Origin of the sequence: Arthrobacter sp. MMS18-M83 (genome assembly GCF_026683955.1) — a bacterium.
Lineage (GTDB): Bacteria > Actinomycetota > Actinomycetes > Actinomycetales > Micrococcaceae > Arthrobacter.
In genome coordinates, this window is the sequence record NZ_CP113343.1 from 18,251 (window position 1) to 41,534 (window position 23,284).

At 64.3% G+C, this 23,284-nt stretch carries 20 protein-coding genes and 1 pseudogene; 6 read left to right on the top strand and 15 right to left on the bottom strand.

What is annotated here, in order from left to right:
• Positions 1-48: 48 nt before the first annotated feature.
• The 15 genes and pseudogenes from OW521_RS00080 to OW521_RS00150 form a co-directional block, all read right to left on the bottom strand.
• Positions 49-502, bottom strand: a pseudogene (locus tag OW521_RS00080) (biotin synthase BioB); the annotation flags it as partial.
• A 299-nt stretch (positions 503-801) separates the two neighbouring features.
• Complete coding sequence (locus OW521_RS00085; RefSeq protein ID WP_268021933.1) at positions 802-2,019, bottom strand: cytochrome P450; 1,218 nt, start codon at positions 2,017-2,019, stop codon at positions 802-804.
• Positions 2,020-2,030: 11 nt separating this feature from the next.
• On the bottom strand, positions 2,031-3,047 hold the full coding sequence (locus OW521_RS00090) for a PDR/VanB family oxidoreductase (protein WP_268021934.1): 1,017 nt from the start codon (positions 3,045-3,047) through the stop codon (positions 2,031-2,033).
• Between the two features lie 181 nt (positions 3,048-3,228).
• A complete protein-coding gene (locus tag OW521_RS00095; protein ID WP_268021935.1) occupies positions 3,229-4,458 on the bottom strand; it encodes an acyl-CoA dehydrogenase family protein in 1,230 nt (409 codons plus the stop codon).
• The gene (locus OW521_RS00100; RefSeq protein WP_268021936.1) at positions 4,459-5,532 is read right to left on the bottom strand and encodes a phosphotransferase family protein; all 1,074 of its coding nucleotides are present in this window, start codon (positions 5,530-5,532) and stop codon (positions 4,459-4,461) included. It abuts the gene before it with no gap.
• 8 nt (positions 5,533-5,540) lie between these two features.
• Complete coding sequence (locus tag OW521_RS00105; protein ID WP_268021937.1) at positions 5,541-6,662, bottom strand: ABC transporter substrate-binding protein; 1,122 nt, start codon at positions 6,660-6,662, stop codon at positions 5,541-5,543.
• Between the two features lie 72 nt (positions 6,663-6,734).
• A complete protein-coding gene (locus OW521_RS00110; protein WP_268021938.1) occupies positions 6,735-7,751 on the bottom strand; it encodes an NADPH:quinone oxidoreductase family protein in 1,017 nt (338 codons plus the stop codon).
• A gap of 3 nt (positions 7,752-7,754) precedes the next feature.
• The gene (locus tag OW521_RS00115; protein ID WP_268021939.1) at positions 7,755-7,976 is read right to left on the bottom strand and encodes a biotin/lipoyl-binding carrier protein; all 222 of its coding nucleotides are present in this window, start codon (positions 7,974-7,976) and stop codon (positions 7,755-7,757) included.
• Positions 7,977-7,978: 2 nt separating this feature from the next.
• Positions 7,979-9,364, bottom strand: coding sequence for an acetyl-CoA carboxylase biotin carboxylase subunit (locus OW521_RS00120; RefSeq protein WP_268021940.1), 1,386 nt, complete (start codon positions 9,362-9,364; stop codon positions 7,979-7,981).
• 12 nt (positions 9,365-9,376) lie between these two features.
• Positions 9,377-10,852 (bottom strand): acyl-CoA carboxylase subunit beta, encoded by a 1,476-nt coding sequence (locus OW521_RS00125; RefSeq protein WP_268021941.1) that lies wholly within the window; start codon positions 10,850-10,852, stop codon positions 9,377-9,379.
• On the bottom strand, positions 10,804-10,950 hold the full coding sequence (locus tag OW521_RS00130; protein ID WP_268021942.1) for a hypothetical protein: 147 nt from the start codon (positions 10,948-10,950) through the stop codon (positions 10,804-10,806). Before OW521_RS00130 ends, OW521_RS00125 begins: the two co-directional genes overlap by 49 nt.
• A gap of 2 nt (positions 10,951-10,952) precedes the next feature.
• Positions 10,953-13,094, bottom strand: coding sequence for an acetate--CoA ligase family protein (locus tag OW521_RS00135; protein ID WP_268021943.1), 2,142 nt, complete (start codon positions 13,092-13,094; stop codon positions 10,953-10,955).
• Between the two features lie 373 nt (positions 13,095-13,467).
• Positions 13,468-14,370: a LysR family transcriptional regulator gene (locus OW521_RS00140; RefSeq protein ID WP_268021944.1), complete on the bottom strand. Its 903-nt coding sequence runs from the start codon at positions 14,368-14,370 to the stop codon at positions 13,468-13,470.
• Positions 14,371-14,593: 223 nt separating this feature from the next.
• Positions 14,594-15,445 carry an ABC transporter permease gene (locus OW521_RS00145; RefSeq protein ID WP_268021945.1) on the bottom strand — a complete coding sequence of 284 codons (852 nt, stop codon included), beginning with the start codon at positions 15,443-15,445 and terminating at the stop codon, positions 14,594-14,596.
• 41 nt (positions 15,446-15,486) lie between these two features.
• Positions 15,487-16,320, bottom strand: a complete 834-nt coding sequence (locus OW521_RS00150; RefSeq protein WP_268021946.1) for an SDR family NAD(P)-dependent oxidoreductase — start codon at positions 16,318-16,320, stop codon at positions 15,487-15,489.
• Between the two features lie 396 nt (positions 16,321-16,716).
• Here OW521_RS00150 and OW521_RS00155 point away from each other — a divergent pair, with 396 nt between their 5' ends.
• The 6 genes from OW521_RS00155 to OW521_RS00180 all read left to right on the top strand — a co-directional run bounded on the left by OW521_RS00155 (position 16,717) and on the right by OW521_RS00180 (position 23,220).
• A complete protein-coding gene (locus tag OW521_RS00155; RefSeq protein WP_268021947.1) occupies positions 16,717-17,556 on the top strand; it encodes an ABC transporter ATP-binding protein in 840 nt (279 codons plus the stop codon).
• Positions 17,549-18,361: an alpha/beta fold hydrolase gene (locus OW521_RS00160; protein ID WP_268021948.1), complete on the top strand. Its 813-nt coding sequence runs from the start codon at positions 17,549-17,551 to the stop codon at positions 18,359-18,361. The genes OW521_RS00155 and OW521_RS00160 overlap by 8 nt, the downstream gene beginning before the upstream one ends.
• Before the next feature lie 46 nt (positions 18,362-18,407).
• Positions 18,408-20,321 carry a flavin-containing monooxygenase gene (locus tag OW521_RS00165; protein WP_268021949.1) on the top strand — a complete coding sequence of 638 codons (1,914 nt, stop codon included), beginning with the start codon at positions 18,408-18,410 and terminating at the stop codon, positions 20,319-20,321.
• 51 nt (positions 20,322-20,372) lie between these two features.
• Positions 20,373-21,233: an alpha/beta fold hydrolase gene (locus OW521_RS00170; RefSeq protein ID WP_268021950.1), complete on the top strand. Its 861-nt coding sequence runs from the start codon at positions 20,373-20,375 to the stop codon at positions 21,231-21,233.
• Positions 21,233-21,943, top strand: a complete 711-nt coding sequence (locus OW521_RS00175; protein ID WP_268021951.1) for an SDR family NAD(P)-dependent oxidoreductase — start codon at positions 21,233-21,235, stop codon at positions 21,941-21,943. The genes OW521_RS00170 and OW521_RS00175 overlap by 1 nt, the downstream gene beginning before the upstream one ends.
• 74 nt (positions 21,944-22,017) lie before the next feature.
• On the top strand, positions 22,018-23,220 hold the full coding sequence (locus OW521_RS00180; RefSeq protein WP_268021952.1) for an acyl-CoA dehydrogenase family protein: 1,203 nt from the start codon (positions 22,018-22,020) through the stop codon (positions 23,218-23,220).
• Positions 23,221-23,284: the final 64 nt, after the last annotated feature.

Here is a 23,284-nt window from a genome sequence, read left to right on the forward strand (position 1 = left end):
ACGTGTCTGACCATGGCCCTGGAGCCTGCGTCCGACGCTGCATCCTCATGCGATGGTGATGGCCACCTCTTCGTTGATCCGGTCGGTCGCGAACTTGATGGTTCATCAGCTTGATGTCCGGGCCGCGGACGGCGGCCTCGATGCGGAACTCGGTTACTCCGGTCGCCGCGGTCTCCGTCGCGGCTTTGACCAGTTCGCGGATGTCGAGCCAGACGCCGCGCACGGGCGAGTCGAAGAGGCCGGACTGGCTGCAGAAGTGGCAGTCCTCGGGGCAGCCGCCGGTCTTGATGGAGATGATGCATTCCACTTCGACGTCCTCGCCGCAGTGCCTCAGGCGTACTTCGTGGGCCAACTGCAGGGCGGCGGGCAGCGCTTCGTCCGGCAGCTGGAGGATTTCGACAAGCTGGTCCTCAGCGAGACCGATGCCTTCGTCGAGGACCTGCCGGCGGGCAGTATCGAGAATTGCGTTGCTGATGGTCCCGGGAAGTGCCTCAATCGTCATTGATTGTCCTTTTCGCTGGGTTTCTGGGATATGCCTCACCGGCGACAGTAGTTTCCGGCTGGCTGAAGGATTTTGTGCGTTCCCCACAAGAACGGGGCCGACGGTTTGTTTCGCCCGGCGAGGCCGCCGGACGGCCGCGCGCCCAAGACCATTAGGGCACGCCTGATCGATCATCCCGGTCAGGAAATGGTTCTTCCCGACGCCGTCTTCCCCAGGATCAAGCTTGATGCCCTGCCGGATTTCAGGCGCTGCGTGGCATCGGCGATCATCCGACCAGGGTGGTCCTCCTTGTCCGTGGTTTAGGCGAGCGTCAACCGCAGGGGCACGGAGTCCCAGCCACGAAGGGTGTTGTTGTGGTGGCGTTCGATCGCCGAGGCAAGTTCGATGCCCTTGATCCGAGGCACCAGTTGTTCCAGCAATGACGCCGCCTGGAGGCGGGCTGCGTGCTGGCCCACACACTGATGGATGCCCATGCCGAAGGACAGGTGCCCGGACGGGTCGCGGGAGAGGTCGAACTTGTCCGGGTTTTCCCAGCGGCGCGGATCGCGGTTTGCCGCCGCGAAGCACAGCATGACCCTGCTGCCTTCGGGGATGGTGCTACCGCCGATGGTGACGTTGCTCGAGGTCTTACGGAAGATCTGCTGGACCGGGGATTCCCAGCGCAGCGATTCGTCGAAGGCAACGCGCGCCAGGTTGGGGTTCCTGCGCAGCGCCTCCCACTGCTCCGGGTTGGAGGCAAAGGCATAGAGCATGCCGGAGATCCCGTAGACGGTGGTATCCACGCCGGCCGAGAGCAGCGAGCGGGTCAGCAGCGGGGCCTGTTCGTGCAGGATGTCTCCGCGGTCGGCGGCGGCCCAGATGTCGGCGCCGAAACCCTCGGGCTTCAAGGCGTCGCGCTGGCACTTGGCGGTGGCCCACTCGGTGTATTCGGCGGCCTTGCACTTGCCCTGCTCTACGAGCTCGTTATCGGGACCGAGCGCATTGAAGATGTGGTCGGCATAGGGCACCAGGTTTTCGCGGCCTTCCTCGGAGATGCCGGAAGCCTCGGGGAAGAAGTTCACCGGAAGTTTCGAGCCGATATCGCGGTGCCCATCGACCTCGACCTGCCCGCCAGGGATGGAGCCGGCCAGCAATCCGTCGATGATGCCACCGGCCATTTCCATGCAGCCGGCCTTCATGGAGCGCAACACCCTGGAGGACATGATCGCCTGGAGCACCTCGCGTGGTGCGTCGTGCTGCGGCGGATCCATCTGCAGCAGGCCCCGGGCACGCCACGGCTCGTTAAGGCCCACGCCGGAACCTGAGGTCAGTTCCTGCCAGTTCGCGACGGCGGCCGAGAGGTCCTCGTAGCGTCCGATCGCGTACGCGTTGTACTTGGACAAAAACACCACGCGGCCGGCCTCGCGCAGGCGCTCCTGGAACGGCAGGGGGTTGTCCAGGATTTCCGGCGAGAACGGGTCGTCGTCGAGGACCGGGATGGTTCCGTGGTTAACGGGGCACTTCGTCACTGTCGACATGGGGGTTGCTCCTAAAGATCCAGCACGAGGCGATCGGTGATCGCGCGTGAGACACAGACAAACATTCGGTCGTTCTTGGCGCGCTCCGCGTCATTGAGGAGCGAGTCACGGTGCTCTGGGGTACCCCCGAGGACGCTGACCTCACAGGTGCCGCACACGCCTTCGTTGCACGAGGAGAGCACGGGGACGCCGGCGTCGCTCAAGGCCGAGAGCACCGTTTCGTCGGTCCCGACGGTGATGCACCGCTTCGAGAGCGCAAGTTCGAGCGTGAACGGTTCGGTCCGCACCGGGGCTGGCAGGGTTGCCGGCACGAAGCGTTCGAAACGCACCGCCCAGGACGGCCAGGCGGCTGCGGCACCGGCTACGGCGTTCAGGAGCGGCTCCGGTCCGCAGCAGTAGACCCGTCCCCCGTCAAGAGGTTCGTTCAGGAAGGTGAGGTTCAGGTGGCCCAGCTCGTCCTGCGGCCAGATGGTGACTTTGTCGCCGTACTGGGCCAGCTCGTCGAGGAAGGCCATCGAGGCGCGCGTGCGGCCGCCGTAGTGCAGGTGCCAGTCGATGCCCAGCTGTTCGGCGGCGGCGATCATCGTCATGATCGGGGTGATCCCTATGCCGCCGGCAATGAATTCGTAGCGGGTCGCCTGAGTCAGGTGGAAGTTATTGCGAGGGGTTCCCACGGTGAGCATGTCTCCGACGGCGAGCCCGTCATGGATGTGGCGTGAGCCGCCCTTGGAGTTCGGTTCGTTCAGCACTGCCACCTCGTAGGCGTGTGCGTCCCAGCGGTCCCCGCACAGCGAATAGTGGCGCGAGAGGGCTCCGGCGTCCGTGGTCGGGAGCACCAGTTCGATGTGTGAGCCTGGCGTCCAGTCAGGGACGCGGCCGTTGTGTGGTTCCTCGAGGCGCAACCGCACCACGCCGTCGGCGATGACATCCTTCCGCGTGACCCGGAGGGACTGGATTCCAGGGTGACCGGCAGCGGGCTTGGAGGCCGACGAAGCGTCGACCGTGAGCGAAGCGGCATGAGTAGGCATATGACGATCATCCGCGCAAAGCACAGCTGTAATCAATCTCACATAACTTATCAAGGCGATAGCCACATATGCATGCCAGGGAACTTGACAGCAATCAACGAGGATCTGCGGACATGACAAAGTCCCCTTCACCACTGGTTGTGGTGAAGGGGACTTTGAGCCATCTTGAGCGTTGCTCGCGTTATGCGGTGCGTCGCGCGCGCTGGCGCTTCAGCTCATTGCGGGCCAGGGCGTTTTTGTGCACCTCGTCGGGGCCGTCGGCGAACCTGAGGGTGCGCGCATAGGCAAACGCCGAGGCCAGGAAGAAGTCCTGCGAGAGCCCGCCGGCGCCGTGGACCTGAATGGCCTTGTCGAGGATCCATTCAACGGTCGAGGGGGTGGCGATCTTGATGGCCTGGATCTCGGTGTGGGCGCCCTTGTTGCCCACCGTGTCCATGAGCCAGGCAGTCTTGAGGACCACCAGGCGCAGCTGTTCGACCCGGACGCGGGACTCGGCGATCCAGTCACGGATCACCCCCTGTTCGCTCAGCGGCTTGCCGAAGGCAACGCGCTCGTCGGCACGTTCGCACATCATCTTGATAGCGCGCTCGGCCATGCCGATCGCACGCATGCAGTGATGGATGCGGCCGGGGCCCAGACGCGCTTGGGCAATCGCGAAGCCGTCACCTTCGCCGCCGATGATGTTCCCGACCGGGACCCTGACATCGGTGAACACGATCTCGGCGTGGCCGCCGTTGTAGTGGTCCTCGTACCCGAAGATCTTCATGGCCCGCTTGATTTCGACCCCGGGGGTATCGCGCGGCACCAGGATCTGGCTCTGCTGGCGGTGCCGCTCGGCGGTGGGATCGGTCTTGCCCATCACGATGAAGATCTTGGCGTTGGGGTTCATCGCGCCGGTAATAAACCATTTGCGACCGTTGATCACATAATCGTCGCCGTCACGCACGATGCTCGTCTCGACGTTGGTCGCGTCGGAGGAGGCAACGGCCGGCTCCGTCATGGCGAAGGCCGAACGAATCTCACCTTCGAGCAACGGCTTAAGCCATTTCTCCTTCTGCTCTTTGGTGCCGAACTCCGCCAACAATTCCATGTTGCCGGTGTCCGGGGCCGAGCAGTTCAGGGCCGCCGGAGCAAGCATGCGGCTGCGGCCGGTGATCTCGGCAAGCGGGGCGTACTGGACGTTGGTCAGCCCGGCCCCGCCTTCGCCGGGCAGGAACAGGTTCCACAGGCCACGGCTGCGCGCTTCTGCGCGCAATTTCTGCAAGATCGGGGATTCCGAGAACGCGTACGGGTTCTCGAGGTTGTCCAGCTCTTCCTGGTATGCCGCTTCGGCGGGGTAAATGTGCCCGTACATGAAGCCGACAAGCTCCTTCTTCAGGAGCTCGGTCCGCTCGTCTGTTGAGAATTCCATCTATTTGTACTCCTTCAGTGATTCGAGCCCGAGTCCCAGCAGCAAAGGCACAGTGCTGCCGCTGTCTTCGAAGCCCTCGCCAACGGTTTGCCGGTTGATGTGTCTGTAGCGGACGCCCTCGGAAATGCCTGCCAGCTTGAAGCAGGCCAATCCCACGTAGAATCCGAATCCGTCAAGAGAGCGACCGCTCTCGGCTTCGTAGAGCGCCATGATCTCCTCCTCCGAGGGGTAGCCGGGCGCCATGGTCACGTCGTATGTGGATGGGTCCGTCGACGCCCGGGCTGCCACGATCCGTGCGCGCCGCTGGTAGGTCAGCATCAGCGCCAAGTCCAGCAGGGGGTCCCCGAGCGTGGCCATCTCCCAGTCGATGACTGCGGCTGGCAGGTCGTCGGCGCCCATCAACACGTTGTCCAGACGGAAATCCCCATGGACGATGCCAGAGGCGGACTCGAAGGGCACTGCGGCAACGAGCTTTTCGTAAAGCTTGTCCGCGCCGGAAAGTTCGCGGGTGAAGGATGCATCAAGCTGCTGCTTCCAACGATTCACCTGACGACCGAGGAAGCCCTCGGGCCTGCCGAAACCGCCCAGCCCGACGGCGGCAGGATCCACCCGGTGCAGCTTCGCCAAGGTGCCCACCAGCTCCGTCGCGATGGCCCGCGTGCGCTCCTCGCCGAGCGGTTTGATCTCGTCAGCGTACCGGTACGGCACGCCGTCGATCCGCTCCATGATGTAGAAGTCGGCACCCAGGACGTCCTTGTCGCCGCAATAGGCAAACATCCTCGCCACCGGGACATCCGTGTGTCGAAGCGCATCGGCCAGCGTGTACTCGCGGCGCATGTCGTGGGCCGTGGCCATGATCGTACCCAGCGGAGGGCGGCGCACAATCCATTGGCGGACGCCGTCGGTGAGCTCATATGTCAGGTTCGATTTTCCGCCCTGGATCAGGCTGGCCGAGAGCTCCCCCGCAACCAGTCCGGGGCATTCGCGGGCCAACCAATCCCTCAGACGGTCAAGGTCGAGCCCGGTGGGCGATCCTTGGCGCGTCGCCACGCCGCCGTCGTTTGCTGTCCTCATCGCGTCACTCATGCCCGGGCGAATTCCGGTACGAGCGCCTCGTAGGTGATGTCACCCTCCTTGACGCTTCCAAAGCGCAGGGCAAGTTCGGCCATGTGGTTCACGGTTTCCTTGCTTGCCCTGAACATCGGCTTGAGGTTGTGGGCAACCGCGCTCGCGTAGTGCTCGACGTAGGCTGCAGCGATTTCGGGGGCCTTGCCGCCGAGCCCGGAGGTGTTGAGCAGTTCGGCCGCGGCCTTCTTGTTGTTGATGATCCACTTGCTGGCATCGTCCTGGGCAGCCAACCAATTCTGGACGGCTTCCGGGTGCTGCTGCACCATTTCCTCGCGGACGCCCATTGCGACCACGGCCTGGTTGCGCATCAGCTCGGGCACATTCGCTTCGGCGAAGTCAATCAGGATCCTCCCACCGGTCTCCTGGGCGACGAAACGCGTGGCAGTCCATTGGACGGTGACGTATGCATCGATGCGTTCGGCATTCAGGTTAGGAATCGCCTGCGCGGTGGGGCCCACCGCAAGGACCGTGACGTCACTGTATTTCATGCCTGCAAGCTCAAGGGCAAGCTTCAATTGCAGGTCGCCACCCGCGCCAACAGATGAGACACCAACCTTCTTGCCCTTCAGTGACGCGATCTTCTCTTCGAAACTCGCCTCGGGCCCGGGCCAGCTGAGGTTCTTGCTGCCGACGATGCCGTAAGTTGTTTCGAGAGTCCGGAATCCAACGAGCAGCGGGCGTTTGCCCTTCGAACTGTTCGCGTGGGTTGCCATAAGCAGCAACGTGTCCGATGCGTATGCATCGACGGCGCCGGCGACAAGCAGCTGGTATGCCTGGACGCCACTTTGTGGGCTGAGGTGCTTCGGGACATCGAGTTGGTGCTTGGCGTAATCCTTGTTGGCAAGATTAATCGCATCAAGGAAGTACGCGTCGCCGGGGAAGGCAGCAATGGCGAATTTCTGGGGCTCGCCTGCGGAAGCCGAACCTCCGCCGCCCCCACAGGCCGTGAGCAATGAGGCCGAGCCAATCGCCGCCGCGCCAAGGCCGAAATACTGCAACAGCGAGCGGCGCGTTGGCCCGCTGTCCAACGTCCGCAGACCCGCGAAGGGCGATCCACCGTTCTGTGACTCAAACATTCTTACTCCTGTGTGGTTGATTCGTGCCTGAGGGCCTTTGCGGTCCTCATTGCCCGCTTTGAAGCAACGTGCCTACCCGTTGCTTCCGGCGTGTTCCATGACGACCCTGCCCACGGTCTTTCCGTCGGCGAGCCGCTGAAGTGCGGCGGGCACGCCGTCCAACGTGAACCTTTCGCTGACGAAGGGGTCAATGGCGCCCGCGTCCGCCAGCCTGGTCAGCTCCCGGTGACACTCGTCGACCGCCGCGGGGTTCTTGGTGTTGTAAAGGCCCCAGTGGATGCCTACGATCGAGTAGTTCTTCACCAGTGCGTGGTTCAGGGAGGCGGACTGGATCTCCCCGCCGGCAAAGCCGACGACAATGATCCGGCCCTCGAACGCGATGCACTTGGTCGAGCGCTGGTAGGTCTCGCCGCCGACGGGATCGTAGATCACATCTGCGCCCGTGCCGCCGGTGAACACTTTGACCTGCTCGACGAAGTCCTGCGTGCGGCGGTCGATGACCAGGTCGGCGCCGAGCTTCCTCGCATATTCGGCCTTGGCCTCGCCCCCGACGACGCCGATGACGGTTGCACCGGCGGCCTTGCCGAGCTGGATGGCGGCACTACCCACCCCGCCTGCGGCGGCGTGGACCAGCAGCGTCTCGCCGGGCTGGATCCTGGCCAGCCGATGCAGCCCGAACCATCCAGTCTGGTAGCCGATGAACAGGCTGGAGGCCTGCGCGTCATCGAGCGATGCAGGGGCCTGGTGCACCTTGTCCTGGTCCATCAGCGCGTACTCGGCGAATCCTCCGTACGGAAGCGTGGTCAGGCCCAGCACCCGGTCGCCCACCGCGGCGCGGGTGACGCCCGGCCCGGTGACGACGACCTCGGCGCAGACTTCGCGTCCGGGGGTGAAGGGCAGCTCGGGCTTGACCTGGTACACGCCGCGGCACATCAGCACATCCGGGAAGTTGGCCGCGGAGGCCAGCACGCGTACGACTACCTGGCCTTCGCCAGCTTCGGGCACTGCGCGTTCAACGAGTTGGAGGGCATCGACCGGTTCACCGAGTTCCGTGACCGACCACGCTTTCAACGTGCTGGGGATCGGCATGCCCTATTCCGCCTCGAAATTGATCAGCGGCTGCCCGGGAGCTACCACGTCGCCCACGGACACGTGGATGGCCAGGACAGTTCCCGAGTCCTCCGCCGTGACCGGGATTTCCATCTTCATGGCTTCGAGAATCATGAAGATGTCGTCTTCCTCCACGCGGTCCCCCGGTGCCACGAGGATCTTCCATACGCTTGCACCCATGTCAGCCGCAATTGTCTCTGCCATTTTCATGCACTCCTTTTGGCCAGCTTGGCCTGTTCTTTAAGTCGTTGCTGGATGCGCTCCACCAGTCCGGTGTCGTAGCGTCCGGCAGTGAATTCGTCATCGGAGAGGATCTCCTCAAGGAAGGGCTGGTTGGTGACCAGTCCCTCGATCTCGAAGTCCTCGCAGGCCTTGATGGCCCGTGCCAGGGCGTCTTCGCGGGTTTCGCCGTACGCGCACACCTTGGCGACCAGCGAGTCGAAGTGCGGGGTGACTTCGGTGCCCCCTACGTAACCCGAATCGACGCGGATGCCCTCGCCGGTGGGTTCTACCCAGACATTGATGGGACCGGGGCGCGGGAAGAACCGCTTCGGGTCCTCCGCGCAGATCCGCAGCTCAATGGCGTGGCCTCGGGCGACCGGGTTGAAGTCGGCGGTGGTGGTGCCCGAGGCAGCAATGCTCAGTTGCTGTTCAATCAGGTCGACGCCGTGCGTAAGTTCCGTAATCGGGTGCTCAACCTGGATACGGGTATTCATCTCCAGGAAGACGAAATCGCCGGTACGGGTATCGAGCAGGAATTCGACGGTGCCTGCGTTGCGGTAGCCCACCGAGCCGGCGGCCGCGATGGCTGATTCGATGAGGCGTGCACGCACGTCCGGATCGAGGTGCGGAGCCGGGGATTCCTCAATGAGTTTCTGGTGGCGGCGCTGGGTGGAGCAATCTCGCTCGCCCAGGGCGACGATCGTACCGTCGTTGAGGCCCAGTACCTGGATCTCAACGTGCCGCGCCGACTCCACGAAACGTTCCACGAAGACGCGGTCGGAGCCGAAGCTACGCTCGGACATCGACCTGGTGTTCTCGAACGCCTTGCGCAATTCCTCGTCGTCGCGGGCCACGGCCATGCCGATGCCCCCGCCGCCGGCCGAAGCCTTGACCATCACCGGGTAGCCCACGCGCGTGGCTTCCTCGACGGCCTCGTCGCCGGTCTTCAGTGCCGCACCTGCGTCGCCGGAAATCGGCACACCGGCGGTGGCCACCGCGCGACGCGACTCGACCTTGTCGCCCATGACCTCGATGACCTCTGCAGAGGGGCCAACCCAGGTCAGCCCCGCTTCGGCCACTGCCCGGGCAAAGCCGGCGTTCTCGGCCAGGAACCCGTATCCGGGGTGGATGGCCGTGGCCCCCGTGTCCTTGGCGACACGCACGATCTGTTCGGCGTCGAGGTAAGCCTGCACCGGCAGCTCACCCTCTAGCTGTACTGCGACATCTGCCTCGCTGACGTACGGCAGGGCGGAATCGACCTTGTGGTAGACAGCAACGGTGCGCACGCCCAGCCGCTTGGCAGTCCTGATGATTCGTCGTGCGATTTCGCCACGGTTGGCGATCAGCAGACTCTCTGGAAATGAATTCATGGTGATCTCTCCTTAGAAGCTCGTCGGCCAGGTGCGCAAGAGGTGTTCGCCCACGCCGTTGCTCCGGGCCCGGTAGTGGTCCTTCAACGCGCCGAGGATGAACTCGCGCGTTTCGGACGGATCGATGACCTGCTCGAAACCGAAGACCTGGGCCACGTCATAGGCGGTGGTTCCCTTGTTCATCTCCGCGAGGCGCAACTCGTACTTCTCCGGGTCACTTTCGGGGGTGATGCCGTGGACCACGGAGACAGCGGAGGTCGGATCCATGAAACTGACCTCGGAAGACCACCAGCCGGCCGTGGCGTCAGCGGTGCCGCCGCCACCCATGTTGATCAGGGCCTGGCCATAGTTCTTGCGCATGGTGACCGCGATCTTCGGCACGGTGACCAGTGAGAGGGCGTTCATCCAGTTGATGATCTTGCCGGCAACCTTGCTCCGCTCGGCCTCGAGGCCGATCAGGAAGCCCGGCTGGTCGACGAGCATGACCACAGGGATGTTGTAGGAGTCGCAGAGGACCAGGAAACTGGTCGCCTTGTCGCAGGCGGCACCGTCAAGCGCGCCGCCCTTGAACATCGGGTTGTTGGCGATGATGCCCACGGACTGGCCGCCGATGCGGGCCAGCGAGGTCACCAGGGACTTGCCGTAGCGGGCCTTGATCGGGAACACCGAGCCGGTGTCGGCGACGATGTCGATGACCTTGCGCACGTCGTAGGTCTGCGTGCGGGACTCGGGGACGATCGACTTGATCTCCTCCGCACGCTCGCCGGATCCGTGGGGGATCGGCGCGAGAGGCGGGGTCTCGCCATTGTGCGAGGGCAGGTAGGAGAGGAAGCGGCGGACCAGTTCGATCGCTTCCTGGTCGGTGTCGGCAACGGCGTCGGCGAAGCCGGTGACCTCGGCGTGCATCTTCCAGCCTCCGAGTTCCTGGGCGTCGACCTGTTGGCCGGTGGCGCGGGCGACCAGGTTGGGGCTGGACACGGCGAGCACGGCCCCCTTGCGGAAGACCGCGAAGTCGGAGGCCATGGTGTGCCAGGCGGCCGAACCGAAGCAGAAGCCGAAGGCCGCGGATACCCACGGGCTTTCACGCTGGCGCAGGAAGCGGGTCTTGCCGCTGGCACTGCCCATGCCGGTGCCGCCCATGGCGTCGGGCATGCGCACACCCGTGGATTCGGAAAGGTAGACCAGCGGCTGGCCGGTCTTGACGACCAGTTCCTTGAAATGGGCCATCTTCTTGTTGCTGACCGGGCTGGAGGAGGAACCCTTGACGGTGAAGTCGTAGGCAACAACGCTCGCGCGTCGGCCGTCAACCTCGCCGGAACCGGTGATCTTGCCGTCGGCAGGGGTCTTGTCGCGGTCCGCCGGAACGGCCGAGGTCACGAACAACCCGCTCTCGCGGAAGGTTCCCGGGTCCAGCAGCAGCGCGATGCGCTCGCGTGCGTTCAGTTCGCCCTTGGCGAGTCGGGCCTCAAGCTTCCTGGTGCCGCCCATGGCCAACGCCGCGGCACGCTTTTCTCGTGCTCCTGCTCGCGGGTGAGCTTGGCTTCCCCGATTGCGATCGCGTCGGTCTTGACTGCTTCGGTCGTCATCTCTACTGCCTTCCGTCTGCGCCAAGCGACGCCTGGTGGATCTGCTTGCTTTGTTCGAGCACCGCCCGTGAGGCCAGTGCCGCGTCTTCGAAGGCCCCGAAGACCGGGATTCCGATCTGGCGGGCGCGATGTGCGTACGTCTTGATCATTTCCTCGGTTCCTGCGCTGCCGTCCGTCTTCAAGACCAGGATCTGGTGGGTTCCCGGACGCGACTCGTCGCGTGCCCTGGCGATCGAGTCGATGATGTTGCCCGTCACGTCACCGTGGGTGGCCCCGAGGTTGCGCTGGATGATGCCCACGTTCAGGTGGGAGATCAGCACGGCGGGGTGGCTGTCGGCGAGTACGGTCTTGAGAATGTCCTCCGCGACCGCGCCGCTCCTGACGGCCAGCGTGCCGGCCGGCACGTCGATTGGGTTGTGGAATCCGTTGCCCGGGGGCAGGTCGAGGGCCTCGAGGGCCTCGATGACCCGGGCGGGAAGCGGCGAGGTTGCCACGCCCTGGCGGTCAAGGGCGTCGGCTCCCAGCACGCTGGCACCACCGCCGTTTCCGAAGAGCACTGCCTCGCGGCCGTTGGGCTCAACGCTCAAGTCGAGTGTCGCCAGGGCGTGCAGCGCAGAGGCGAAATCGGCGAGCGAGTCGACAAGGGTCATGCCGGCCTGGCGCGCGATGGCCGGCCACAGGCGGTGGTTGCCCGCAAGGGCGCCGGTGTGGCTGGTGGCCGCACGCGAGCCTTCCGCGGTCCGGCCGCCGGCCAGCAGCACCACGGGCTTGCGGGTTTCGGCCGCGGCAAGCACGTCCAGGACCTGGCGGGCCACGGCCAGCGACTCCAGGTACAAGCCGATGACCTGGACCTCGTCGTTGCGCAGGAAGGACTCTACGAGTTCGGCGGCGTCGACGTCGGCACTGTTTCCGATGCTTGTCACGGAGTGGAAGTCGATGCCGCGGGCAGCGCCGACGCGCAGGATGTCGACGCTCAGCCCGCCGCTCTGCGAGACCACAGCCGTGGTTCCGGGTGTCAGCGGGGCCTCCGGGACAAAGGAGAGCTTCCCGGCCGAGGCGTGGGTGCCCAGGCAGTTCGGGCCGATCAGGCGGATGCCTGCCCCGCGCACCGTTGCAACGAGCGTGGCTTCGAGTTCCTTGCCTTCTTCGACCTCGCCGAAACCGCTGGAAACGACCTGGGCGAAACGCACCTTGCCGGCGCCCTGGCCCAGTGCCTCGGCGACGCGTGCTCCTGGCAGTGCCACGAAGGCGTAGTCGATGGGTTCGTCCACGTCGGCCAGCGAGGCGATGGTGGGCAGGCCCTCGATCTCGTCGGCGGCCGGGTGGACCGGGACGATGGTGCCGTCGAAGCCGCCGGCGCGGATGTTGCGGATGAACCGGTTGGCGAGGTTCGGGCGCTTGCCGCTTGCACCCAGGACCGCGATGCGGCGGGGCTGGAACAGCGGGGAGAAGTCGGTGGCCCGGCCATCGTTGCGGCCAGCGGCCACGACGCCGTCGGTTCCCAGCGGCCCGACGACGAAGCGGGCATCCACTGCGACCGCCCGCGTGTCGGAAACGATCACCGGGTTGAGATCGATTTCGACGACGTCATCGGGAAGGGAAGCCAGAAGGCCGCCGGGGCCGGCAAGTCGCGAGATCAGCGTGACAAGGGCCGGGACATCGGCTTTCACGCCGCCACGTGCACCGTTGAGTACCTTCATGCCGCGAAGTTCGTGCAGCATGTCAAGAATCTGCTCGTCCGACAGGGGCGCCAGGCCAAAGGCAACGTCTTCGAATACCTCCACAAGGATCCCGCCGAGGCCGAGCATGACGGTCCAGCCCAGTCCGGGAGCCCGCACCGCGCCAACGATGATCTCGTGGCCGGCCGGCACCATTTCCTCGACCAGGAGGCCATCCAGCTCGTGCCCGAAGTCGGCCAGGCTCTCGCGCATCTGTCCCGCTACTTCGTCAGCGTCGGCGCGGGTCACACCGACACGCACTCCACCGGCGTCGGACTTGTGCACGAGCGTCGCCGAGATCGCTTTGACGACCAGCGGTTCGCGAAGGTGGACCGGAAGCTCCTGGCCCACTGCAATTTCGACGCCTTGGGGGGTATCAATGCCAAATGCCGAAAGCAGGGATTTTCCTTCGGCCTCGGTAAACATGGCCGATTCTCTGTTTCTGGCCTGTGCGATGAACTCGACGATTGTCTCGGCGCGACTCGACAGGGCTGTTTCAACTAACAACGGGGGGCACCTCACTGAACGTCGGATCCGGACGGCATACTCTCGCGTCCGGTGTGATTTCAGTCTCGCCAGCCAATCCGGGCCTGGGAAGGTCGCCAGCGCTGGCGGGGTGATATGCCTGCGCTATCGGCACGGATACTGAACGCCCCTATCGGGTCCGCCGGACCGCGACAAGGAGACCCTCTTCGAGACATGGGACCGCCCGGAACCCTTACGGAAGTGGCAGGGAGGCAGGGCAGGCGGGGCCGCCGTCGGGCTCGCCGAGAAGGCGGGCAGCGGGCGCGTCAGGCGGCTAGAAGGTCTTGGCGGCTTCCCGCAAGAGACGCAGGAACGCCTGCACTGCCGAGGACCTGGCCTCGTCTTTCCTGACGATGGCGGAAGTACTGGCACGTGCCCATTCGAAGGGAAGCGGCACGAGCGCAACACCCTTGCCGCTGATGGTCGAATCGAGAAGCGTGTTCGCCATGCAAATTCCGACGCCGGCTCGCACCATGGCTTGCGCTGCCTCAGCATTGGGTGTGGCGTAGACGATTCTGGCCTCAATCCCTTCCAGCATTCGTTCAAAGGCCACGCGCAGGATGCTTGACTCTGCAGGAAAGATCAGCGCTTCCCCTTCCAGGTCTGCGGGTTCGAAGTCATCCTTGCCGGCGAGCCGATGGCCCTCGGGAACGGACAGAACCAGCCGGCCTGAGACGAGATCGATGTGGTGCAGCAAGGCATCTTCGGCAGGAGTCAGTTCGATACCGGGCAGGCGGGTCACCAGGCCGACGTCGAAATGGCCGCTGAGAACGCCGCGAACCACCATCTTCGAGGGGCCCTCGTCGACTTCGAAACGTACATTGGGGAATTCGGTCAAGAGTCGTTTGACCACCGTGGGAAGAATCGACTGGGACCCTGCCGGCACCGTTCCGAGCCGGACCGTGCCCAACTTCAGGCCGCCGATAGCGCTGGCTTCCTCGCGCAGCATACGCTCGGCCTGAACAGCCGCAACCACGTGCGGCATGATCCTGTCTGCCGCATAGGTTGGCCGCACACCCTTGGCACCGCGGGTCACCAGGATGACACCCAAGTCCTCTTCGAGCCGCTGTACCTGGTTCGTGATGGTCGGCTGGGAGATGTCGAGTTCCTTGGCAGCTTGCCGGAATGAGCCCGTCCGCAACGCTGCCTCCAGATAGCGCAACTGCGCGAACCTCATGGCATTTTCTCCTCTGTCGCGGTCCATTACCGGTGGATGACCACGTTACTCCGATCACAACTCCCGGGCTATTTCCTCCCCGGTCACAAAGCATCCGAACTGGATGGCCCCTCCCGAGGTCAGCCTAATAACTCATCGAGCCCCATTGAGTCCCTTGACAGGGCGCCCTCTTCGACGGGGTTCTGACCGGGCGCTACAGCACTGACGCGGACGAGGGTCAGGGCTACCTCGTCCACTTGGTCACGAGCTTCTGCAAGCCCGAGATGGAAAGGTCAAGGACCATCGACAGCAAGCCCATGGCGAGCAGGATGGCGAAGGTTTCCGAAACCTGGAAGTTGTTGGTCACCACCACCAACCGCTGGCCAAGACCGGTGTACGCGCCGACCATTTCCGAGACCACGGCACCGAGCACCGAGTACACGGCGCCGAGCCGTAGTCCGCCCACGATGGACGGCAACGCGGACGGCAGTTCGATCTTGAAGAAGCGTTGCTTGCGCGTCATTCCCAGCGACTTGGTCAACTGTTTGATGTCGTGGTCGATCCCCTCCAAGGCGCCCATGGTGCTGGTCATCAGGACGAAGAACACCACACTGAAGGCAACAAGTGCCTTCGGGCCAAACCCCAGACCAAACCAGAGGATAAAGATCGGTGCCAATGCCGGACGCGGAAGGCTGTTCATCAGGGTCAGGAAAGGCCTGGCCGCGATATGCAGAACCTCGACGCGGGCGAAGATGACGCCTGCCAGGATGCCCAGGATCGCACCAGAGACCAAGCCGGCCATGGCACCGCCGAACGTCGCGGCCACATCAACCCAGAACGTGCCATCCCCCAGTTGCTTGATGAAGGACGTCGCGACATTACCGGGGGTGGAAACCAGCGTCGGATCCATGATCCGCTGGCCGGTCACAAAGGCCCAGCTGACGACGAAGACGGCGAGCACACCGATTCTCAGGGCCCAGACGCCCAGCTGCCGGTTGATGCGTGATCGGCGCCGTTCCGCGAGGATCGATCTGTCGTCGTAGGGCGGTGCGCCTGCGGAGGCGACCAGAGTGTCCGCCTTAGCGATCGTTTCCATGTCAAACCCTTCCCTTGCGGTCTTCGGTAGTGCTGGATGGATCATGCATTGCGCGGTTCCCGGACGAGCTTTGCGTCCAAGGGCGATGAGGTGTGCGGTCCGCCGGTGACCTGCAGGACCGTCCCGGTGATGAAGCTCGACGCGTCGGAGCACAGGTAAAGGCACGCATCGGCCACTTCTTCCGGCAACCCCACGCGGCCCAGGGCCAGGAACTCTCCGAAGGACTTCTCGATATCCGCGTTGGCAAAGCGCGAGGACGCAGTCAGCGTGGCGCCAGGCTCAACGCAGTTGACGCGGACGCCGCGGTCGGCCCATTCCCAGGACATCGTCTTGGTCAGCGAGGCAAGCCCTGCCTTGGCGGCTGCATACGCCCCGCGCATCGGGTGGGCGTGGTTCGCCGAACCGGACCCGACGTTGATGATGCTTCCACCGCCCTGCCTCTCAAAGACCGGGAGGCAGGCGACCGAGACGTGGAAGGCACCGCTGAGGTTGGTGCCGATCGTTGCGTTCCATGCATTGGCCGACAGGTCTTCCAGGCGTGCTGCGAAGTTGCCGCCGGCGTTGTTGATCAGGATATCGATCCGGCCGAACTCCTCCAGGGCGGCACGCACCAGCGCACCGGCAGTCTCCGGCTCCTTGATGTTGCCGGTGACCACAATGGCCTTGCGTCCGAGTTCGCGGATCTGCACGGCCTTCGCTTCGAGCGCCTCGGCCTTGCGTCCGTGCAGGATCAAATCCGCGCCGGCTTCGGCGAACTTGTCGGCAAGCGCCGAGCCGATACCGCCGGAAGCGCCCGTCACGATGACAACCTGGCCGGTGAAATCGAAGGTGGTCTGACCCGACTTTTTGCCGGTGGTGGTGATTGTGTTCGTCATGTGACGTCCTCCTGATTGATGTGTGCCCGGTGTGTGCGGCGGACTTCACGCATGGCGGGCCCTCCATGGCAATGGTGCGTTTGAGAAAGCTTCCTTCCATTCGAGGCCGTGGGCAACGTCAGAATCGCTATCGAGGTGATAGCCCGGATCGGGCCTGTTTTTCTTGACTCTGCAGCCAAGGTGTTCAACGATTCATTGACCAGTGGGTGACGTGCACCACAGGATCAGACTTCCCGGTTCCTCGTGTTCATTGCTGTGCCAGCGTGATCATCCTTGGGGCCGGCTCCGCAATCGTCAGCCAACGAAGACTGCCAAACGGGTCGGCCCCGCAAAATAACGACTGGAGCGACAATGCCCAATACAACCCTCCGCTCAACCGGCGATAATGAGACCCTCATGAGTGAAACGGCATCGCAGCCCACCGCAGCCAGGGGAGTTTCAGTCGAGTTCAAGAATGTGAACCACAGCTTCCTCCACGGCAATCGACCAGTGCGGGTGTTGGACAACTTCAATCTGCACATCGGACCGTCGGAGTTCGTCAGCATCGTCGGCCCGTCCGGCTGCGGCAAGACCACAGCCCTCGGGATGGTGGGCAACCTCTTGAAGCCGCGCAATGGCAATGTTCGTATTGATAACGCCGAGGTACGTCCCGGAAGCAATGACGCGGCCTTCCTCTTCGCCCGTGACGCTCTTCTGCCCTGGCGCCGGGTCCGCAGCAACGTCGAACTCGGCATGGAAATCCGGGGAGTTCCCAAGGAAGAGCGCCGCGAACGCGCTGACGCCTGGCTGCGCCGGGTTCGACTGCACGAGTTTGCGGACTCCGACGTCCTCCACCTGTCCCAGGGCATGCGCCAGCGCGTCGCAATCGCACGGACCCTGGTGCAGAACCCCAAAGTACTGCTGATGGACGAGCCGTTCGCAGCCTTGGACGCACAGACCCGCGCGATCCAGCAGGAGGAGTTTACCCAGCTCTGGGAAGCTGAGCGCCCAACGGTCATCTTCGTGACCCACGACCTCGAGGAAGCCATCCTGCTCAGCGACCGGGTTATCCTGATGGCCAGCCGGCCCGGCCGCATGGTGGTCGACATGAAGATCGAACTCGAGCGGCCGCGACGCCAGGAGATGCGTCGGGACTCCGATCTGTTCAAGTCCTATTTTCACGATATGTCCGATCGACTTCGAAGCGAAGTCGAACTCGCCGAACAGCGCATCAGGGAGGAGAGCCAGAATGGCTGAGACGTTGCAAAAGGTTGCCGGCGCCGATGGCACCACTGTCGCCTATCGCCAGTATGGCGAAGGCCCGCGCCTGATTACGTGCCTGCACTCCTTGGCATTGGACGGGTCGTGGTACGCACCATTGGCCGAGGCACTTGACGAAGATTATCGCCTGCTCGTACCTGACTTCCGCGGACATGGACAAAGCGCGCATGGAGCCTCAGACCTCACACTGGGTCTTATTGCCCAGGACGTCGTCGCCATGTGGGACGCCGAAAATATCAAGAGTTCCGTGGTGCTAGGCATCTCACTGGGCGGCATGGTCGCCCAGGCGGTCACCGGCAGCTTCCCGGATCGGGTCGATGCACAGATCCTGATGGCAACCCGGGGCGGCTACGATGAAGCAGCCGCCCAAGGAACCCGGGCACGCGCGGCCGAGGTCCGGGCTCCCGGCGGACTTGAAGCTGCCGTGGACACGACAATGCGCCGCTGGTTCGGCGCCGGCTCGCAGGATGCCGCGAACCCGTTGGTCCGGCAAGCCCGCGCACAATTCCTCGGCGCCGGTGGCAACACCATCGCCGAGTATTTCGAAGCCATGACCCAGGTCGGCGACTTCAACGCGGACTCACCGCCACCAACCCTCGTGATCGCCGGCGATGACGACCAGAGCACCCCGCGTGCAGTGATCGAACAGCTCGCCGCCTCAATCAGGGACGCCGAGCTGCGCATCGCCCCGGGCGGGCATCTTCTCGCGTTCGAGAACCCCCACCAGGTTGCCGCAGCACTGCGGCCCTTCCTCGAAAATCTGGCTTGCTGGCCACGCTGACGGCCAGCGAACACACTGTTCCACATACCTGCTTTACGGAGACAACATGAACAAAACACTCGATCGCGCCATGACGGAGATGAGCGAAGAAGCTCTTCGCGCCCATCTTGAATCGGCCCAGGTGCCGGCGCTCGTCATGCTGACGGCCCACGTCACTGGCGACACAAGTGTGCTGCGCGATGAATGGCGGCCGAACCTGAAGACGCTTCCGCTCAGCGGCCTGGATCCGGCAACCGAGGCGGAGGCCCGCACATATTGCTTCGGACTGCTCGCGCCGTTCCTGGCCACCCAGGACGAATGGGCAGCGGTCCCCGACGAGTCGCTGCGGCGAAGGCTCGCCATTTGGCTGATGGGCGAGGAGAACGAAGACGCCCAGGCCATGGCTGCGGTCGCGTTTACTCCCAACAACGTGGACCCGCGCAAGCCGGACTGGACGCTCCAGGACATCGCCCCGGACAACGCACTAAACGCCGTGGTGATCGGTGCCGGATTCTCCGGCCTGCTGGCCGGCCTTCGCCTGAAGCAGGCGGGTGTTCCGTTTAGGATCATCGAGAAGAGCCTGGCCGTCGGCGGCACCTGGTGGGAAAACACCTACCCGGACTGCCGCACCGACGTCCGCAGCCACATCTACACCTATTCCTTCGTCCAGCACGACTGGGAATCCCACTACGGCCGCCAGGAAAAGATCCACGGCTATCTGCACCAGTTCGCCGCCGACAACGGCTTGCTCGAGCACATGCTCTTCGGCACCGAGGTCACGGCCACCCGCTGGGACGAGGAAACCGGAACCTGGACCGTTGAAACCAAGACCGCCGGAGGCGTCGGTGAAACCATCGAATCCAACATTGTGGTCAGCGCCGTGGGCCAGCTCAACCGGCCCTCGATCCCCAACCTCCAGGGCCTGGATTCCTTCAACGGCCCGGTGGTGCACTCCGCACAGTGGGATCACGGGATCGACTTCACCGGCAAGCGCGTGGTCGTCATCGGCACCGGCGCCAGCGCCCTGCAGTTCGCACCCGCCGTCGCGAAAGTCGCCGAGCAGGTCACCATCTTCCAGCGCAGCGCCCCGTGGCTGCGTCCCACCCCGGTGCTGCGCCAGGAGATCGAATACGGCGAACGCTGGCTTCTGAGCAACCTGAACCAGTACCGCGCCTACTACCGCTTCTCCATTTTCCTGCCCCGGCTCATCGGCAACCTGCCGGCCGCGACTGTGGACCCGGACTTCCCGCCGACCGAGGTCTCAGTGTCCGCCGCCAACGAAGCGCTGCGCCAGGAGCTGACCGCATACCTGGAGGAGCAGGCCGGGGACGACGCGGAACTGCGCAAGCAGATCATCCCCGACTACCCGCCGGCCGCCAAGCGGGTCATCTGCGACGACGGCACCTGGGTGAAGACGCTCAAGCGGGACAACGTCCGCTTGGTCAGCCAGGGCGTGAACCGCATCGACTCCGACGGCGTATGGCTCGGCGATGAGCACGTCCCGGCCGACATCATCCTGCTCGGCACCGGCTTCAAGGCCTCCGACTTCCTGCTGCCCATGTCCGTATCCGGCATCGGAGGCAAGGACCTGCACGAGACTTGGGGCATCGACGCGAGCGCCTACCTGGGCCTGACACTGCCTGGCTACCCGAACTTCTTCTGCATGTACGGGCCCAACACCAACACTGTTGTTCACGGGAACCTGGTGTTCTTCCTCGAGTGCCAGGCCAACTACATGATCGATGCGGTGAAGACGCTGGCCGCCGGCGGCAACCGTTCCATGTCCCTGCGCCCTGATGTGTTTGCCGAGTACGACAAGGAAATCACCGAAGCCAGCGCCAAGCGGACCTGGGGCTGGTCCAAGACCCACAGCTGGTATATGAACGCCGAGGGCCGATCCACCATCATGTGGCCGCTGCCGGCCCGCGAATACTTCGAACGCACCAGCCATGTGCGCACCGAAGACTACAACCTCGGCTGACCAGCTCCTCCTCCTACTTCCACCATCCGAACCACATCACCGGAGGCTCTATTGCTCACCGAGACATCATTGATCACCGAGGAAACGATTCTCGTCGCCAACCTCGAGACCCGCTACCTTGCCGGAGGCCCCGACGACGGCGTTCCCATAGTTTTCCTGCATGACGGCGCCTGGGGCGGTGCCTCCGACGTCACCTGGAGCCACGTCCTTCCGCTGGCGGCGGAGAAATTCCGCGTCATCGCCCCCGACTTCCTCGGCTACGGCGGATCGGCCAAGTCGATCCGCGTGGACGTCTCGCCGTTCGCCTTCCGCATCCGCCACATGTTCTCCCTGCTCGATTCCCTGGGCGTCACCGAGCCGGTGCACCTGGTCGGAAACTCCTTCGGCGGGTCGATCGGCCTGCGAGCGCTGGCCGATGAGGCCTACCGCGGACGGATCGCCTCGGTCACCACGATCAACGGTACCGGCGGCCCATGGAAGGCTCCGGACATGGCCAAGATCGGCGACTTCGACGGCACCAGGGCACGCCTTGAGGAGATCCTCGACATCCTCTGCGACCCTTCCGACGGCCAGGAAGCCCAGCTCGATGCCCGCTTTGGCTGGGCAGCCGTGCCCGGGCACTTCACCGCCATGCGGGGACCACACATGCCGGTACCCGCGGCGCTCAGGGTTGAGCGCCCGGCTGATCCCTACCCTGCGCCGCTGCAGGGCGTGGCAACCCCCGTCCTGCTCGTGGAGTGCACCGGGGACACGCTGCTGGAAAGCGGCTGGTCCAAGGCCCTCCAGGCCGTGCTGCCCAACGCACAGGCCGAACTGCTGCCGTACAAGCACTGCCCGAACATCACCCACCCGCGGGAGACCTGGGACCTGATCGGCGGATTCCTCGACTCGACCATCCAAGGCGGCAAGTAATGGCGCAAGACGGCTCCTTCCCGGCACTGGTCCTCAGCGGCGGATCCTCCGGCATCGGCGAGGCGTTGGCCGCGGACCTGCGGAACGACTGGGCGGTCACGTCCGTCTCCCGGTCCCTGCCCAGCAACCCGCTTGACGGGGTGAACTACGTCGCTGGCGATGTCGCCGGCGACGCTCCGCAGGCCGTGCGCGAATCCCTGGCGGCACAGGGCCGCACCAGCATCCACTCGCTGGTCCACTGTGCGGGCATCGGAGTGTTCGGCCCGTTCATGGAGATGCCCAAGGCTGAGTGGGAGCGCGTGCTGCTGCTGAACCTGCATGGCACGCTGAACTTCGTCCAGGGCGTTGCGGACCTGGTGGAGGACGGTGGCAGGATTGTGCTTTTCTCCTCCGGCACCGTTTTCAAGGCCCCCGCGGGCGCGGCCGTCTATGCGGCCTCCAAGGCTGGCATCATCGGCTTCTCCCGGAGCCTCGCCGCGGAGATGGGCGCACGGAATATCACGGTCAACGTGATTGCCCCCGGCTTGGTAATGACCCCGCTGGCGACCCAGCTCGCCGGCGGTGAGGCAAAGAACATCGAGACCAGGGCCATCAAGCGAGCCTCGGTGGTCGAAGATTATGTCGGCCCCACCCGCTTCTTCCTCTCCCCCGGCGCCGGGTTCGTGACTGGACAGACGCTCGTAGTCGACGGCGGCTCGATCCGCCGCTGACCTCCAAGGTCCTCACCACAGCCCGACCGGCACCGGCGCAGACCGGCTCAGTACTGCATTTGAAAGGTTCACAGATGACCACAACGGCCGACCGTCAAACAGCAACCTCCGACTACTTCCAGCTGGATGATGACCTCAGCCCGGAGGAGATCGGCATCCGGGACAAGGTCCGGGCGTTCGCCGAGGATCAAGTTTTGCCTGTCATCAACGAGTACTGGGAGAGGGCCGAGTTCCCCGCCGTGCTGCTGCCGCCGCTGGCCGAGTTGGGCATCACCGGCACTATCATCCAGGGCTATGGCTGCCCGGGCATGAGCCGCAAAGCCGCCGGCATGGTGGCTCGTGAGATGGCCCGCGCGGATGGCAGCCTGAACACCTTCCTGGGTGTGCACTCCAATCTGTGCATGGGAGCACTGAATATCCTCGGCAGCGACCCGCAAAAGGAACGCTGGATTCCTTCCCTGGCACGGATTGAAAAAACAGGAGCCTTCGCCCTGACCGAACCGGACCACGGCTCGGACTCCGTCGCGCTGGAAACCCAAGCCCGGCGCGACGGGGACCAGTGGGTGATCAACGGGCACAAGCGGTGGATCGGCAATGGACATGTCGCGGACGTTATTGTCCTGTTCGCCCGCAACACCGAGGACGGGAACGTCAACGCGTTCGTTGTCGAAAAGGACGCCGACGGCCGCTACCCGGGGGGCTACTCCCCCACCGTGATCACCGGCAAGGTGGGCAAGCGGGCCATCCTGCAGGCCGACATCGTCATCGAGGAAATGCGCCTGCCCGCGGCCAATAGGCTGGAAGGTTGCCACTCCTTCCGCGACGTGTCCCGGGTCCTGCAGGCGACCCGTGGCGGGGCTGCCTGGGAAGCCGTCGGCCATGCCATGGCAGTTTTCGAGATTGCCGCCGAGTACGCCCAGACCCGCCACCAGTTCGGCAAGCCGATCGCGTCCTACCAGCTGGTTCAATCCCGGCTGGCGAACATGCTCAGCGAACTGACCACCATGCAGCTGCTGTGTACGCGGATGGCCGAACTCGCCGACCGCGGCCAGCTCACCAACGCCAAGGCGTCCATGGTCAAAATGGCCACGGCCCAAAAAGGCAAGTGGATCTGCAACGAGGCACGCGACCTGCTCGGCGGCAACGGCCTGCTCCTTGAGAACCACGTCATCCGCCACATGACAGACATGGAAGTCGTCTCCACCTATGAGGGAACCGACTCCATGCAGGCGCTCATCGTGGGCCGCGACATTACCGGCATCTCCGCCTTCAACTGAGCTTCCCGGTCCCTTAGCGCGGATCGACAGAACGACCACAGACACGAACTTAAGGAATGAAAAA